We start from the raw sequence: 15,349 nt of genomic DNA on the forward strand, positions 1-15,349 counted from the left end.
TCGAAAAACGACGCGCGTCCATGCGCGTCGCCCTTCGGGTTTTTCCCGCCGGCTCCGTCGCTGCGGAAGGGGGCCCCGGAACATCAAAAGCAACAGCAAAGCCAAAGCCAAAGCCGAAGCCGAAGCCCTCATTCGGGGAGATTGCATGGCTGCAGCAGCGCGAGCCGCCGGCTCACGGCTGCCGCGACGGACGTCATGCCGGAAACGGCGCCCTCGCAGGCGCCGTCCAGGATCGCGGGAAAGACCAGATCAGAACTTCGGGTCGAACTCCGCGGCGTGGCCGGTGTTGACGATCACCTTCTGCAGCGACTCGCACACCTTCAGGTTGCCGGCCACCACCTGCTGGGTTTCCGGGCCCTTGTCGTCCATGCGCGCCAGCGTGGCGCCGCGGTAGTTGCAGACCTTGCCGCCGGCCTCGCGCACCAGCAGCACGCCGGCGGCGATGTCCCATGCCTTCACGCCGGCCTCGAAATAGGCGTCGGCGCGGCCGCAGGCCACGTAGGCCAGGTCCAGCGCAGCCGAGCCGGTGCGGCGGATGTCCTCGGCCTGCACCAGCAGGGTGTCCACGGTCTTGAGCTGGCTGCCGGCGCGGGCGCGCTCGCGCGGGGCGAAGCCGGTGTGGATCATGGTGCCGTCCAGGTCCTTGCGCTCGGCCACGCGGATGCGGCGGTCGTTGAGCACGGCGCCGGCGCCCTTGGAGGCGGTGAACAGTTCGTTGCGCAGCGGGTCGAAGATCACCGCGTCGGTGGGTTCGCCGTTCTCGACCAGGGCGATGGACACGCAGTAGTGCGGGAAGCCGCGCAGGTAGTTGCTGGTGCCGTCCAGCGGGTCGATCACCCACATCTGCCGGCCGTTGCCCTGCAGGCCGCCTTCCTCGCCGTAGATGCCGTAGTCCGGGTAGGCGCGCTTGAGTTCCTTGACGATGACCTTCTCGGCGTCGCCGTCGACTTCGCTGGCGTAGTCCATCCGGCCCTTCTGCACCACGTTCAGCGCTTCGAGCTTGTTGATGTTGCGCAACAGGACGTTGCCGGCGAGGCGTGCGGCCTTGACCATGACGGTGACGGCGGGTTTCTGCATGGCGAAGGGCTCCCGTGAAGGCGAATGGGTCGAACTGGCGGAGGAAAAGAGCGGTCCCGGCGCACGGGCCGGCCGCGCAGTTTACCATCTGCGGCTGTCCCGCTCCTGACTTTTTTCGCCATGTCCGCTTCCGCCCGCATCCGTTTCGTCCTCGTCGGTACCCAGCACCCCGGCAACATCGGCGCGGCGGCGCGGGCGATGAAGACCATGGGGCTGTCGAGGCTGGTGCTGGTGGCGCCCGAGCAGCCGCTGGACGACGTTGCTTTCCGGCGCTCGGCCGGTGCCGAGGACGTGCTGGGCGACGCCCCGGTGTTCGCCACGCTGGCCGAGGCGGTGGCCGATTGCCGGCTGGTGTTGGGCTGCACGGCGCGTTCGCGCCGCGTGCAGTTGGAGGAACTGCTGCCGGAAGCCGCCGGCCAGCGCGCCGTGGCCAGGGCGGCCGAGCCGGCGGAGGTGGCCTTCGTGTTCGGCCGCGAGCGCACCGGCCTGACCAACGACGAACTGCAGCTGTGCCACGTCGCCGTGCATATCCCGTCCGATCCGGAGTTCAGCTCCTTGAATCTGGCCGCGGCGGTGCAGGTGCTGGCCTACGAAGTGCGCATGGCCCAGTTGGAGGGCCAGGCCGCGCCGGCGGTCGAGCCGGGGTACGGCGAGGCGCCGGCCAGCCACGCGCAGCTGGAAGGCCTGTTCGGGCAGCTCGGCGATACCCTGGACCAGATCGACTTCCACAAGGGCCGCGCCCCGGAATCGGCGATGCGCAAGCTGCGCCGGCTGTTCATGAAGGCCGACCTGTCCGAGCAGGAAGTCCGCCTGCTGCGCGGGATACTGTCCGACGCCCAGCGCATGGCGCGGCTGGCGGGCGAGCGGCAAAACTGAGACATCCGTCAACCGGGGTTTTTTCGGATAGTCTGTGCGCACACTCTTGGGGGAGCGCCGGTTTGCGTGTTTCACGATGGCTTTGGGGAGCCTTGTTGGTGTTGTCCGGATTGGCGCCGATGGTGGGAGCGGCAGCCGAGCGTTCGGTCCTGGTGCTGGGGCGCCTGAGCGACGATCCGAAGTCCCACTACGAACAGCTCAAACCGCTGCTGGACTACGTGATTCCAAGGATGCGCGACGTGGGGATCGTCGAAGGCCGCATCCTGATGGCCAAGGACATGCAGCAGATGGCCAGCTACCTGCGCCGCGGCCGCGTGGACTGGGTGACGGAAACGTCCGGCACCGCCATGGCGCTGCGCCAGCGCAGCGGCGCCGAACCGCTGCTGCTGACCGAACGGGGCGGCGTGGCGGCCTACCATAGTGTGTTCTTCGTCCGCCGCGACAGCCCGATCACCACGCTGGAGGAACTGAAGGGACGCACGCTGGCGATGCAGAGCGCGTGGTCCACCAGTTCCTACCTGGTGCCGGTGATGGAGCTGCTGGCGCACGGGGTGCGCCCGGAAATCCTGCTCACGCCGCAGGACACGCCCACCGCCGACACGGTGGGGTACGTGTTCGCGCGCTCGGAGCTGAACATCTCCACCTTCGTGCACAAGCGCGTGGTCGATGCCGGGGTGGTCAGCAGCGTCGACTGGCTCGACGAACGGCGGGTGCCGGCGGTGTTCCGGCGCGACATGCGGGTGCTGTACGAGAGCGAGGACGTGCCGCGCGCGGTGGAGATGGTGCGGCCGGGGCTGGACCCGGCGGTGCGGACGCGCCTGCAGGAGGTGCTGCTGGAAGCCAGCAGCGACCCGGCGGCCGGCCCGGCGCTGCGCAAGTTCTTCGGCACCTCGGCCTTCCACCGCCTGGATCCGTCCAGCCAGCGCGCGCTCGACCGGCTGCGCGCCGGCCTGGCCCGCGTGCGCATGGAGGTGGAATGAAACGGCCGCGGTTCGGGTTGCAGGCCCGGTTCCTGTGTGTGGCCGGCGGCGCGGTGCTGGTCGTGATCGCCATCGTCGCGATCCTGCTGGCGCGGCAGGCCGCGGCCCAGCGCGAGCTGCTGCAGGCCAGCAGCGGCGTGGTCAGCCAGGTGTTCGACCGCAGCGTGCGCGAGCAGGGCGCCTCGCTGGCCAATTCGCTGGCCGAGGCGCTGGTCAATCCGCTTTATTTCTCCGACCTGGACGCCATCGGCGCCCTGGTGCGCAGCACCACCAGCCAGAAATCGGTCAGCTACGTGCTCGTGCACGACGCCGACGGCCGGCTGATCCACGACGGCTCCATCGAGGTCGCCGGCTACGGCAGGCAGATGCAGGACCCGCTGGCGCAGGGCGCGATCGGCGCGGACAAGCTGCGGATGCAGGAGTCGCCGATGGTGCTGGAGGTGGATCTGCCGCTGCGCATCGGCGAGCAGCGCATCGGCGGGCTGCGGCTGGGCATGGACCTGGCGCCGGTCCGCGCACAGGAGGCCGAGGCCCGGGCCGCGCTGGAGCAGCGCATGGGGCTGGCCAACCGCCGCCAGCTGGCCTGGGTGGTACTGATGATGGTGGCCCTGGTCGGCCTGGCCTGCCTGGTGGCGCTGTACGTGCAGCGCACCCTGGTTCAGCCGGTCCGCTGGCTCGGCGCGGCCGCGCGTCGCATCGAGGCCGGCGACTACCAGGTCGAGCAGCAGGACACGCGCCGCGGCGACGAGATCGGCGAGCTGCTGCGCAGCTTCGGCCGCATGGGGCAGAGCATCGCCCGCCACGACCGCGAAGTGCGGCAGATGGCCTATACCGATTCGCTGACTGGCCTGACCAACCGCCTGGCGTTCCGCGAAGCGCTGGATCATCGCCTGCTCGGCGCGCGTGCCTCGGGCCAGGGGCTGGCGCTGCTGTTCATCGACATCGACGAGTTCAAGCGGGTCAACGACACCCTCGGCCACGAGGCCGGCGACGACGCGCTGCTGCAGTTCGCCCAGCGCATCGCCGCGGCGGTGGAACAGGACGGCGGCGACGACGCGCTGCTGGCGCGCTTCGGCGGCGACGAATTCGTGATCCTGATCGGCAGCGACGCGGGCAGGGTGGAGAACATGGCCACCGCCCTGGCCAAGCGGCTGGTGGCCGACCTGGGCCATCCGCTGCAGGTGCAGGGGCGCGAGATCTTCCTCGGCAGTTCGATCGGCATCACCCTGTTCCCGGAGGACGCCACCGACGCCACCGGGCTGCTCAAGAACGGCGACATCGCCATGTACCAGGCCAAGCTGGCCGGCAAGAGCTGCTTCCGCTACTACAGCCGCGCGCTGGACCACGCCGTCGAGCGGCGCCTGCACCTGGAGCAGGAGCTGCGCGGGGCCTGGGAGCGCGGCGAGCTGCACTTGGTCTACCAGCCGATCTTCCGCACTCTGGACCGCATGCTGATCGGCGTGGAAGCGCTGCTGCGCTGGCAGCATCCGGTGCTGGGCGCCATCCCGCCCTCGATGTTCATCGACATCGCCGAACAGAGCGGCCTGATCCAGGCGCTGGGGCCCAAGGTGCTGCACACCGCCTGCCAGCAGGCCCGGCAATGGCCGTGCAACGCCGCCGGCGAGGAGCTGTTCGTCTCGGTCAACGTGTCGCCGCGGCAGCTGCGCGGCGGCGACCTGATCGCCGCCGTGGAGCAGTGCCTGCACGCGTCCGGGCTGGCCGCCTCGCGCCTGCACCTGGAACTGACCGAAACCGCGGTGATCGGCGACGAGATGCTGGCCGCCTCGCTGCTGGAAAAACTGCATCGCACCGGGGTGAAGGTGTGGCTGGACGACTTCGGCACCGGCTTCTCGGGGCTGAGCCACCTGCGGCAGGTGCCGGTGGACGGGGTCAAGATCGACAGGAGCTTCGTCGCCGACCTGCAGCGCGACCCGGACGACCTGGCCCTGACCACCGCGATCATCGCGATGGCGCATGCGCTGGGCATCACCGTGGTCGCCGAGGGCATCGAGCACCAGGCCCAGTTCGACCTGCTCAACGAGCGCGGCTGCGACCTGGTGCAGGGCTACTGGCTGGCCCGTCCGCTGGATTCGGACGACCTGGTGCGCCTGCTGGACGCGGCGCCAAGCCCGGCGGCCTGATACATCGGCCGTCGCGCCACACGGGGAGGTACCGATAAAGCTCCGGGCGGGGCACACCCCGCCCCTACGACGTATATGGCGGCTTCGCGCGTATTGCCGGCGATTTACCCACGTAGGTGTGGGGCTTGCCCCACACGGGGACGTACCGGTAAAGCCCGGGCGGGGGTGAGCCTCGCCGTTACGAAGCGTGCAGCGGCCGTTTGCCGGTATCGCCGGCGATCTCGCGCACCAGCTTCGGCACCAGGTAGCCGGACAGGCGCGCGCCCAGCGCCGCGTGCAGTTCCAGCGCGCGCGCGTCGTCGACCTCGAAGTGGGCCACGCCCTGCACCCGGTCCAGCTGGTGCAGGTAATAGGGCAGCACGCCGGCGGCGAAGCTGCGCTCGCTCAGCGCGGCCAGGGCATCGACGTCGTCGTTGACGCCGCGCAGCAGTACCGCCTGGTTGAGCAGCTGCGCGCCGGTGCCGCGCAGGCGGGCGAGGGCGGCATCGATATCGGCGTCGAATTCGTTGGCGTGGTTGGCGTGGATCACGAAGGCCAGCGGCCACGGCAGGCCGGCCAGCCAGCGCACGAGTTCGTCGTCCACGCGCTCGGGCAGCACCACCGGCAGGCGGCTGTGGATGCGCAGGCGCCTGAGGTGGGGAATCGCGGCCAGCGCGTCGGTCAGTTCGGCGAGCTTGGGCGTCGCCAGCGACAGCGGATCGCCGCCGGACAGGATCACCTCGTCGATCGACGGATCGGCGGCGATGGCCGCCACCGCGTCCTGCCAGCCGCCCTTGGCGGCGTTCTCGCCGGCATAGTCGAAATGGCGGCGGAAGCAGTAGCGGCAGTTGATCGCGCAGCTGCCGGTGGCCACCAGCAGGGCGCGGCCGCGGTACTTCTGGATCACGCCGGTGGCCTTCTTCGCCGGGCCGTCGCCGACCGCGTCGAAACTGAAGCCCGCCACGACCCGCATCTCGGCGTCGACCGGCAGGACCTGCCGCAGCAGCGGGTCGGCCGGGTCGCCCGGGCGCATGCGCGCGGCAAAGCCGCGCGGCACCCGCAGCGGGAACTGCGCCAGCGCCTGCGCCGAGATCCCCAGGTCGGCGGCCTCCAGCCCCAGCCCGGCCAGCAGCTCGGCCGGGTCGCGGATCGCCTGCCGCCAGTGCGCCTGCCAGCGGCCGGCGGGCAGGGGGACGGGAGCTTCCTGTGGAGCGGGGGCGAGGGCTGCGGTTATCATGGGCGACCAGAAAAACAGATGCCCGCCTTCGATGGCGGGCGTTCCATTCTAATCCGGCCGCCGCGCGCGCGCCGGTTTTGCCACTTATCAGGAGTTCCAGCATGGCCAGCTACGGCATGAACGACGTGAAGAACGGGATGAAGATCCTGGTCAACAACCAACCGGCGGTCATCATCGACACCGAGTACGTCAAGCCGGGCAAGGGCCAGGCGTTCACCCGCGTGAAGTACCGCCTGATCAAGGACGGCCGCACGCAGGAAATCACCATGAAGTCGACCGACTCGCTGGATGCGGCCGACGTCGTCGATACCGACATGAACTACATGTACAGCGACGGCGAGTTCTGGCACTTCATGGACCCGGAAACCTTCGAGCAGGTGCAGGCGACCAAGGCCGGCATGGGCGGCGCAGAGAAGTGGCTCAAGGGCGAGGAATCCTGCGTGGTGACCCTGTGGAACGGCGAGCCGATCGCCGTGCAGCCGCCGAACTTCGTCGAGCTGAAGATCACCGAAACCGACCCGGGCGTGCGCGGCGATACCTCCGGCGGCGGCGGCAAGCCGGCCACCCTGGAAACCGGCGCGGTGGTGCGCGTGCCGCTGTTCGTCGGCCAGGACGAAGTGATCCGCGTCGATACCCGCTCCGGCGAATACTCCGCGCGCGTCAAGTAAGTCCATGCGCGAACCCGCCCGCGTCGAGCAGGCTGTCGAGGAACCGGTCCGCGAGGACCGGTTTCCGCATGAGCGGGTGGTGAACTTCTGCGACGCGGTGTTCGCCATCGTCATCACCCTGCTGGCGATCGAACTGCGCCTGCCGGGCAGCGAACTGATCGAACGGGTGGGCGCCGACCAGGCCTGGGGCGAGACGCTCGGCCTGCTGCTGTCCTACCTCATCAGCTTTTTCGTGACCGGGCTGTTCTGGGTGGGCCACATGCTCACCTGGAAGCACGTGAGGCGGGTCAACGGCAAGCTGGTATGGCTGGCGCTGCTGCAGCTGTTCTTCGTCGTGCTGATGCCGTTCGCCACGCGCCAGGTGTCGGAACATTTCGTGTTCTACGCGCTGGTGCTCACCGGCATCTCGCTGTTCTCCTGGCTGGTCCGGCGCGCGGTGGTGGCGCAGGAGGACCTGCGGGCGAAGCTCGGCCCGGCCCAGGCCCGGCTGCTGCTGGCGCGCGGGCTGGTCCCGCTGCTGGTCTTCTCCTCCGCCGTCCCGCTGGGCCTGTTCGTCCCCGGGAAATGGGCGGTATTGGTATTCGCGCTGATTTTCCCGCTGTCCCTCATCGCCAGGCGGCGCATCCTCGCCCGCGGCGGTTGAGCGCATGGCGGAAGCCCGGCCCTGCTAGGAAGCTTTGCAATGACGATCCATCAAACCGCGGCATCCGCCTGCGACCTCCTGATCGAAGCCGGCTACGTGGTGCCGGTCGAGCCGCACGCGGTGGTGCTGGAAGACCATGCGGTGGCGATCCGCGGCGGCGAGATCGTGGCGGTGCTGCCGCGCGCCGAGGCGCGCGCGCGCTTCCAGGCCAGGGAAGTGGTGTCGCGTCCGCAGTCGGCGCTGATCCCGGGCCTGGTCAACGCCCATACCCACAACCCGATGACCCTGCTGCGCGGCATCGCCGACGACCTGCCGCTGATGACCTGGCTGCGCGAGCACATCTGGCCGGTGGAAGCGGCGGTGATCGGCCCGGAGTTCGTCGCCGACGGCACCACCCTGGCCATCGCCGAGATGCTGCGCGGCGGCACCACCTGCGCCAACGAGAACTACTTCTTCGCCGACGTGCAGGCCGCGGTGTATAAAAAGCACGGCTTCCGCGCGCTGGTCGGCTCGGTGATCATCGACTTCCCCAGCGCGTGGGCGAAGAGCGACGACGAGTACTTCGCGCGCGCCACCGAACTGCACGACCAGTGGCGCGGCGACGCGCTGATCGGTACCGCGTTCGCGCCGCACGCGCCGTACACGGTCAACGACGCCAATTTCGAGCGGGTGCGCATGTTGTCCGACCAGCTCGACATCCCGGTGCACCTGCACACGCACGAGACCGCGCAGGAAATCAGCGACTCGCTGAAGCTGCACGGCCAGCGCCCGCTGGCGCGGCTGGACCGCCTGGGGCTGGTCAACGACCGCCTGATCGCGGTGCACATGACCCAGCTCACCGACGCCGAGATCCACCTGTGCGCCGAGCGCGGCGTGCACGTGGTCCATTGCCCCGAATCGAACCTGAAGCTGGCCTCGGGTTTCTGCCCGGCCTGCGCGCTGGTGCGCGCCGGCGTGAACCTGGCCATCGGCACCGACGGCTGCGCCAGCAACAACGACCTGGACATGTTCAGCGAGAACCGCACCGCGGCGATCCTGGCCAAGGCCGTGGCCAACGACGCCACCGCGCTGGACGCGGCCACCACGCTGCGTGCGGCCACGTTGGGCGGCGCGCGCGCGCTGGGTTTCGGCGACAGGATCGGCTCGATCGAGGCCGGCAAGCAGGCCGACCTGGCCTGCGTGGACCTGTCGGCGCTGGAGACCCAGCCGCTGCACCACGTGCTGTCGCAGCTGGTCTACGCCGCCGGCCGCCACCAGGTCAGCGACGTGTGGATCGCCGGCCAGCCCAAGCTGGTGCAGCGCGAACTGGTCGGCATGGACGTGGCGGCGATCACCGCCAACGCCCGCCAGTGGCGCGACCGCATCCGTTCCATCCGCGCCTGAGCGCGGCGGCTTCACGAGGACCCTGACATGACCGCAGCCCCGACGTCCAACAATTTCGATCAGGCCGAACTGGACAAGTTCGCCGCGCTGGCCAACCGCTGGTGGGACGCCGACGGCCCGCAGAAACCGCTGCACGCGCTCAACCCGGTGCGGCTGCAGTACGTGGCCGACCGCGCCACGCTGCGCGGCGCGAAGGTGCTCGACATCGGCTGCGGCGGCGGCCTGCTGAGCGAGGCGCTGGCCAAGGAGGGCGCGCAGGTCACCGCCATCGACCTGGCGCCGGAACTGGTCAAGGTCGCGCGCCTGCACGGGCTGGAATCGGGCGTGCAGGTCGACTACCGGGTGCAGGCCGCCGAGGACCTGGCCGCCGGGCAGCCCGGCGCGTTCGACGTGGTGACCTGCATGGAGATGCTGGAACACGTGCCGGACCCGGGGGCGATCATCGCCGCCTGCCAGCGCTTGCTGCGCCCTGGCGGCAAACTGTTCCTGTCCACGATCAACCGCACCCCGGCCGCGTTCGCGGTGGCGGTGGTGGGCGCGGAGTACATCGCCCGGCTGCTGCCGCGGGGCACGCACCACTACCAGGAGTTCATCAAGCCGGCCGAACTGGGCGCCTGGCTGCGCCAGTCCGGGCTGCAGCTGCAGGACGTCAGCGGCATGGCCTACGAGCCCTGGCGCAACCGCGCGCGCCTGAGCCGCCGCACCGACATCAACTACCTGGCCTTCGCGGTCAAGCCGGACCAGGCGTGAGCGCATCGTCGTTCCCGCCGGTGGCGCTGTTCGACCTGGACGGCACCCTGCTCGATACCGCGCCGGATTTCGTCGTCACCGCCAACGCCATGCGCCAGGCGCGCGGCATGGAGGCGTTGACGGAGGAGCGGCTGCGGCCGGTGGTATCCAAGGGCGCGCGGGCGATGCTGGCGGCGACGTTCCCGCACATGGCCGAGAGCGAACGCCATGCGCTGGTGCCGGAGTTCCTCGACGTCTACCAGTCGCTGATCGGCCGCCACGCGCGGCTGTTCGACGGCGTCGCCGACATGCTGCAGGCGCTGGAACGGGCGGGCAGCCGCTGGGGCATCGTCACCAACAAGCCCGAATACCTGGCGCGGCTGATCCTGCCGCAGCTGGGTTGGGAACAGCGCTGCGCGGTGCTGATCGGCGGCGACACCCTGGCCGAGCGCAAGCCGCACCCGCTGCCGCTGCAGGTGGCAGCGCAGCGGATCGGCGCGGCCGCGCATCGCTGCGTCTATGTCGGCGACGACGAGCGCGACATCCAGGCCGCGCGCGCGGCCGCCATGCCGTCGATCGCGGCGCTGTGGGGCTATCGCCCGGAGAGCGACGATCCGGTGCTGTGGCAGGCCGACGTGATGGCGGCCACGCCCGCCGCGCTGCTGGAGCCGGCCGCCTGGCCGGCCACCGCAAGCTAGCCCGCCGCCGCGCCGCGCGGTGGCTTGCCTTGGCGGTCCGGCGGACTGCGTACCTTCGCCCCCAACCGATGTCCTGCACTGGCCGCGGCGTGCCGGCGAAGGCCGGCACCCGTGGACCAGGCGCGTCCGTTCACTCGCCGCAGCGGCGGTAATCGAACGGGATCTCCAGCGTCTTTCCGTCTTCGCCCGGCCCGGAGATGGAGGCGCGCAGCCCCGCGCCGTCGCGCCGGTACTCGATGCGGTTGGGGAAATCGTGGGCCGTGTTCTCCAGCACCATCCAGCCCTCGCCGCGCCCGGTGATGGCGAACACGGTGGGCGGTGCGCCGTTGGGCTGGACGTGCAGACCGGCATCCTTGCCTGCGGGTACCAGTCGCATGAACTCGAACGATTCGGTGCGTTCGCCGCCGACCGTGCGCGACATGCCCAGCAGCGCGCCGCCGGCCTGCGGCAGCCAGACCTCGTCGATCCGGCGTTCCTCGCTGCCGCCGCACCAGTGCCCGGCCAGCCAGTCGAACTCCGCCCCGGCGGCCGTGGCCGCGCCGCTTGCCAATGCCAGGCCGACGCCCAGCCCGATTGCCGCTTTCGACATGCCCCATCTCCCTGTTGGATGGCCGCAGGCTAGCTTCGCGCCCGTAGCGACGCTTGTAAAAACGCGCAGCGCGCGGTTCGATGGCGCATGGACTACATGGAACTTCCGCCGCCGCCCGACCTGCAGCGCCATGTGCGCTGCCTCTGGGTGCTGCGCGACGACACGCCCGGCGACGAGATGCAGGTCATCTATCCGGACGGCTGCTGCGAACTGCTGGCCGAGCTGGGCGTGCCACTGCGTTTCCATGGCGCGGACGGGCAGGTCCGCGCCGACCAGCCGTTCTGCTTTGCTGCCCAGCAGCTCGGCCCGGTCCGCCTGCAGGCCGCCGGCGCGGTGTTCTGCATCGGCGTGCGCCTGCAACCGGCCTGCAGCGCCCTGGTCGCCGGCCAGCGGCTGCCCGGGCTGCGCGACCACGCGCCGGACCTGTACACCCTGGATGCGCCGTTCGCCGTCGGCTTCGGCGACGCGGCGCGCGCGTATGCCGCCACGCAGTCGCCGGAACCGCTGTGGCGGCTGCTGCGCGCGCGCTGCGCCGGCTTCGCGCCCGATGCCCTGGTCGAGCAGGCCGTCGCGATGCTGGACGCGGCCGACGGCGACCTGCGCATCGCCGGGCTGGCGCGGCGGCTGGGCGTGGCGCTGCGCACCCTGCAGCCGCGCTTCCTCGCCGCGGTGGGCATGACCCCGAAGGAATACGCGCGCGTGCGCCGCCTGCAGGCGCTGCTGCGCACGCTGGACGCCGAAGACGCGGACATCGCCGACGCGGCCGCGCGCCATGGCTACAGCGACCAGGCGCACGCCACGCACGACGTGGTCAGCTGGACCGGCGTCACGCCGGCCCGGCTGGTGCGCGCGCTGCGCGGCGACAGGAGCGGCGACGATGCGCTGCGCCTGGCCGCGGCTTTCGTGCGCGGGACCAGCGCCGGACCCGTCCCGGCGGCACCTGGCCTGCACGCGGCGCGCGGCGGCGCCGGCCGCTGACGCGCGCGGCATGCGCCTGCCGCGGCGGGCGGGACGGGAGACGGCGCCGGGGCAGGTTCTTACAATGGGCGCATGACTGGATCTGATTCGCTGGACGGCTTCCTGGACAAATGGCGCGAGCGCTGGCCCGAGTGGCCGCTGGTCGACCGTTTCGTCGCACCGGAGCTGCATCGCCGCACGCTGGCGTGGTTCGCCCTGCTGCAGGAATTCGACGACATGCTCAACACCGCCGGCGACCCGCTGCCGGCCAACGCCAAGCTCGGCTGGTGGGGCGAGGAACTGCGCAGCTGGGCAGGGCAGCGTTCGCGGCATCCGCTGGGGCGGGTGCTGGAGCCGGTGAGGGCGCCGTGGGCGCAGCTGGCCGAAGCGCTGCCGGACCTGGTCGAGGCCCGCGACACCGCCGCCGATCCGGCGCAGGCGCGTCGTTCGCTGCAGCGTTTCGCCGATGCGGTGGCGGCGGTGGAAGCGGCGCTGTTCGATGCGCCGCTGCAGCCCAGGGCTGGCGACGCGGTGCTGACCCAGATGCTGGCGCAGCGGGTGCAGGAACTGGGTGCCGCCGCCGTGCCCGCGGCCGCCGGCGGCGAACGGCAATGGCAGCAGAGCCTGCTGGCGCGCTGGCCCGCGCGGGTGGACGGACCGCGGCCGCGCCGGCTCTATGCCGTGCTGGCCCGCGGCCGACTGCAGGCACGCATCCGCGGCGGCGATTACCAGCCGAGCCCGGCCGGGTTGCTGTGGCGGAGCTGGTGGGCCGCGCGCGGCTGATCGTTCCGGGCATGCAGATGCGGGGCCTGCCCCGCGAAGCCCTGCCGACGGAATCCCATGCGGGGCAAGCCCCGCATCTACAGCGACTTTGTCGCTACTTGCCGCGCTCCAGCACCAGCAGCGGATCGATGCGGGTGTCGAACCAGTTCATGCCCCAGTGCAGATGCGGCCCGGTCGCGCGGCCGGTGGCGCCGACCGCGGCGATCACCTGGCCCTGCGCGATGCGGTCGCCCACCTTCACGTCGATGCGCGACAGGTGCAGGAAGTTGGAACTGATGCCGAAGCCATGGTCGAGCACCAGGGTGCCGCCGGTCAGGTACAGGTCCGGGCCGGCGAAGGTGACGATGCCGGCGGCCGGCGCCTTCACCGGCGTGCCGGTCGGGACTGCGATGTCCATTCCCGAATGGCCGGCGCCGGGCTGGCCGTTGTAGACGCGCGCGTTGCCGAAGCGGCCGCTGATGCGGCCCTGTACCGGCCACAGGAAGGTCTGGGTGAAATCGGTGCGGTTGTCGTCGCGCCGGCGCGCCTCGGTGACCTGCGCCTGCTCGCGGGCGATGCGCTCGGCGATGGCCGGCGGCGGGTTCACCGTTTTCGGCGGTACGCCGTTGACGCGCTCCACCGGCCAGTCGCGCGGGGTCACGCTTACGCTGGCGGTCTCGCTGCTGCCGTCAGGCCGCTGCACCTCCACCTGCAGCGGCCCCTTCTCGTCGCGGCCGATGCCGAACACCACGCTGCCGTAACCGCTCACCCGCAGTTCGCGGCCCGCCAGGCGCACGCTGCTGCCGGCCGGCACTTTGCCGATCACCATCGCGCCCTGCGAGGCGCTGGACGGGAACACCACGCGGTTGTCGACCAGGTCGCCGATGCCGTCCTGCGCCTGCGCGGACGGGGTGTAAAACAGGGGCGCGGCCAGCAGCAGCGCCCCGAACACGAGAGCCGAACGCATCAACGGTCGTAGGTCATGCGCTGGCCGGCGGGCTGGCCCACCAGCCTGCTGCCGTCCCACACCCGCTGGCCATTGACCCAGGTGGAGGCGATGCGCGAGCGGAAAGTGGTGCCCTCGAACGGCGACCAGCCGCACTTGGACAGCACGTCCTCGCGCCTGACCGTGAACGGCACGTCCTCCACCAGCACCAGGTCGGCGAAATAGCCCTCGCGCAGGAAGCCGCGCTCCTCCACGTCGAACAGCTGCGCCGGCGCGTGCGCGAACTTCTGCACCACCTGCTCGCGGGTCAGCTTGCCTTCGTGCACGCGCTCCAGCGCGGCGACCAGCGCGTACTGCACCAGCGGCAGGCCGGACGGCGCCTGCGCGTAGGGCTTCTGCTTCTCTTCCCAGGTGTGCGGCGCATGGTCGGTGGCCAACACGTCCAGCACGTCCTCGGCCAGCGCGGCGGTGATCGCCTCGCGGTCGGACACTTCCTTGATGGCCGGATTGCACTTGATCAGGTTGCCCTTGGTCGCATAGTCCGGGCGGGCGAAATGCAGGAAGTGCACGCAGGTCTCGGCGGTGATCTGCTTGCGGCTGCCGTCGGCGCGGATCAGCGGCCCCTTCTCGAACAGCGCCAGCTCGTCGGCAGTGGAAATGTGCAGCACGTGCAGGCGGGTACCGTGCTTTCGCGCCAGCGACATCGCCAGGCGGGTGGACTTGATGCAGGCTTCGCGCGAACGGATGTCCGGATGCATGTCGGCGGTCAGCGCGTCGCCGTACTTCTCCTGGAACGCCTTCATGGTGGCGTCGATCATCGGCGTGTCTTCGCAGTGCGTGATGATCGGGGTGGGACACTCGCGGAAGATCGCGTCCAGCGTGTCCGGGTCGTCCACCAGCATGTTGCCGGTGGAGGCGCCCATGAACACCTTCACGCCCGGCGCCTTCTTCGGGTCGAGCACGCGGATCGCTTCCAGGTTGTCGTTGCTGGCGCCGTGGTAGAAGCCGTAGTTGGCCCACGCGCGACCGCGGGCCAGTTCGTACTTGGCCTCGAGGATGGTCGAATCCAGCGTCGGCGGGTTGGTGTTGGGCATGTCCATGAAGCTGGTCAGGCCGCCGGCCACGGCCGCGGCCGACTCGGTGGCGATATCGCCCTTGTGGGTCAGGCCCGGTTCGCGGAAGTGCACCTGGTCGTCGATCATGCCCGGCAGCAGCCAGCGCCCGACCGCGTCCACCACCTGCTCGCCGTCGCGCGGCGCCAGCCCGCTGCCGATCTGCGCGATGCGGCCGTTCTCGATGCGCAGGTCGCCGTCGAAGGTGCGGCCTTCGTTGACCATGCGGGCGTTGGTGATGAGCGTGGAGGACATGTCAGTGTTTTCCTGTGCAGCGGCAAGAGGGGGCGTCGGCCTTTCCCGGAACCGGGTCGAAGCCGCCGGGATGGAACGGGTGGCAGCGGCCCAGCCGGCGCAGCGTAAGCCAGCAGCCCCGCAACGGGCCGTGTACGCGGATCGCGTCCATCGAATATTCGGAGCAGCTGGGGACGAAGCGGCAGCGCGGCCCCAGCAGGGGGCTGATGAAGCGCTTGTAGAAGCGCAGCAGGGCGATGAGAAGTCGGCCGATCACCCCCGGATGATAAGCCAGCTGGCATTGGTCAAGGATTTGTCGCACGATGCCGGACAGGCGG

The 15,349-nt window shown here is 70.5% G+C and carries 16 protein-coding genes; 10 read left to right on the top strand and 6 right to left on the bottom strand.

The features are described 5' to 3' along the window. Positions 1–249 precede the first annotated feature (249 nt). Positions 250–1,077 carry an inositol monophosphatase family protein gene (locus tag ABTV91_RS09960; protein WP_433851289.1) on the bottom strand — a complete coding sequence of 276 codons (828 nt, stop codon included), beginning with the start codon at positions 1,075–1,077 and terminating at the stop codon, positions 250–252. A 120-nt stretch (positions 1,078–1,197) separates the two neighbouring features. Between ABTV91_RS09960 and ABTV91_RS09965 the strand changes: the two genes are divergently transcribed. From ABTV91_RS09965 to ABTV91_RS09975, 3 genes are all read left to right on the top strand, one after another. After that, positions 1,198–1,953, top strand: coding sequence for an RNA methyltransferase (locus tag ABTV91_RS09965; protein WP_433851290.1), 756 nt, complete (start codon positions 1,198–1,200; stop codon positions 1,951–1,953). Positions 1,954–2,072: 119 nt separating this feature from the next. After that, on the top strand, positions 2,073–2,933 hold the full coding sequence (locus ABTV91_RS09970) for a phosphate/phosphite/phosphonate ABC transporter substrate-binding protein (protein ID WP_433851291.1): 861 nt from the start codon (positions 2,073–2,075) through the stop codon (positions 2,931–2,933). Next, positions 2,930–5,074: a putative bifunctional diguanylate cyclase/phosphodiesterase gene (locus ABTV91_RS09975; protein ID WP_433851292.1), complete on the top strand. Its 2,145-nt coding sequence runs from the start codon at positions 2,930–2,932 to the stop codon at positions 5,072–5,074. The genes ABTV91_RS09970 and ABTV91_RS09975 overlap by 4 nt, the downstream gene beginning before the upstream one ends. A gap of 178 nt (positions 5,075–5,252) precedes the next feature. Here ABTV91_RS09975 and epmB read toward each other — a convergent pair whose 3' ends face one another. Further along, entirely contained in the window at positions 5,253–6,290 is a 1,038-nt protein-coding gene (gene epmB / locus ABTV91_RS09980; RefSeq protein ID WP_433851293.1) for an EF-P beta-lysylation protein EpmB, read from the bottom strand. A 101-nt stretch (positions 6,291–6,391) separates the two neighbouring features. Here epmB and efp point away from each other — a divergent pair, with 101 nt between their 5' ends. Genes efp through ABTV91_RS10005 form a run of 5 tightly spaced genes read left to right on the top strand, consistent with a single transcriptional unit; the run spans position 6,392 to position 10,411 of the window. After that, positions 6,392–6,958: an elongation factor P gene (efp, locus tag ABTV91_RS09985; protein ID WP_433851294.1), complete on the top strand. Its 567-nt coding sequence runs from the start codon at positions 6,392–6,394 to the stop codon at positions 6,956–6,958. Positions 6,959–6,962: 4 nt separating this feature from the next. Further along, the gene (locus tag ABTV91_RS09990; protein WP_433851295.1) at positions 6,963–7,601 is read left to right on the top strand and encodes a TMEM175 family protein; all 639 of its coding nucleotides are present in this window, start codon (positions 6,963–6,965) and stop codon (positions 7,599–7,601) included. A 39-nt stretch (positions 7,602–7,640) separates the two neighbouring features. Further along, on the top strand, positions 7,641–8,984 hold the full coding sequence (locus ABTV91_RS09995) for a TRZ/ATZ family hydrolase (RefSeq protein WP_433851296.1): 1,344 nt from the start codon (positions 7,641–7,643) through the stop codon (positions 8,982–8,984). A 27-nt stretch (positions 8,985–9,011) separates the two neighbouring features. Beyond that, entirely contained in the window at positions 9,012–9,734 is a 723-nt protein-coding gene (gene ubiG, locus ABTV91_RS10000; protein ID WP_433851297.1) for a bifunctional 2-polyprenyl-6-hydroxyphenol methylase/3-demethylubiquinol 3-O-methyltransferase UbiG, read from the top strand. Further along, on the top strand, positions 9,731–10,411 hold the full coding sequence (locus ABTV91_RS10005) for a phosphoglycolate phosphatase (protein WP_433851298.1): 681 nt from the start codon (positions 9,731–9,733) through the stop codon (positions 10,409–10,411). The genes ubiG and ABTV91_RS10005 overlap by 4 nt, the downstream gene beginning before the upstream one ends. A 130-nt stretch (positions 10,412–10,541) precedes the next feature. Here ABTV91_RS10005 and ABTV91_RS10010 read toward each other — a convergent pair whose 3' ends face one another. Continuing rightward, entirely contained in the window at positions 10,542–11,000 is a 459-nt protein-coding gene (locus ABTV91_RS10010) for a DUF6265 family protein (protein ID WP_433851299.1), read from the bottom strand. A gap of 96 nt (positions 11,001–11,096) precedes the next feature. Between ABTV91_RS10010 and ABTV91_RS10015 the strand changes: the two genes are divergently transcribed. Both ABTV91_RS10015 and ABTV91_RS10020 read left to right on the top strand, forming a co-directional pair. Then, positions 11,097–11,978 carry a helix-turn-helix domain-containing protein gene (locus tag ABTV91_RS10015; RefSeq protein ID WP_433851300.1) on the top strand — a complete coding sequence of 294 codons (882 nt, stop codon included), beginning with the start codon at positions 11,097–11,099 and terminating at the stop codon, positions 11,976–11,978. A 72-nt stretch (positions 11,979–12,050) separates the two neighbouring features. Then, positions 12,051–12,740 (top strand): phytoene/squalene synthase family protein, encoded by a 690-nt coding sequence (locus ABTV91_RS10020; protein WP_433851301.1) that lies wholly within the window; start codon positions 12,051–12,053, stop codon positions 12,738–12,740. A gap of 94 nt (positions 12,741–12,834) precedes the next feature. Here the strand turns inward: ABTV91_RS10020 and ABTV91_RS10025 are convergent, their stop codons facing one another. From ABTV91_RS10025 to yidD, 3 genes are read right to left on the bottom strand one after another with little or no spacing between them, the layout of a single operon-like run. Next, positions 12,835–13,686 (bottom strand): peptidoglycan DD-metalloendopeptidase family protein, encoded by an 852-nt coding sequence (locus ABTV91_RS10025; protein WP_433851302.1) that lies wholly within the window; start codon positions 13,684–13,686, stop codon positions 12,835–12,837. Then, entirely contained in the window at positions 13,686–15,032 is a 1,347-nt protein-coding gene (locus ABTV91_RS10030; RefSeq protein ID WP_433851303.1) for a dihydroorotase, read from the bottom strand. The genes ABTV91_RS10025 and ABTV91_RS10030 overlap by 1 nt, the downstream gene beginning before the upstream one ends. A 1-nt stretch (position 15,033) precedes the next feature. Further along, positions 15,034–15,306 (bottom strand): membrane protein insertion efficiency factor YidD, encoded by a 273-nt coding sequence (gene yidD / locus ABTV91_RS10035; protein WP_433854166.1) that lies wholly within the window; start codon positions 15,304–15,306, stop codon positions 15,034–15,036. Positions 15,307–15,349 lie beyond the last annotated feature (43 nt).

Source organism: Stenotrophomonas nitritireducens, assembly GCF_050984405.1.
In the GTDB taxonomy this organism is placed as follows: Bacteria; Pseudomonadota; Gammaproteobacteria; order Xanthomonadales; family Xanthomonadaceae; genus Stenotrophomonas; species Stenotrophomonas nitritireducens_B.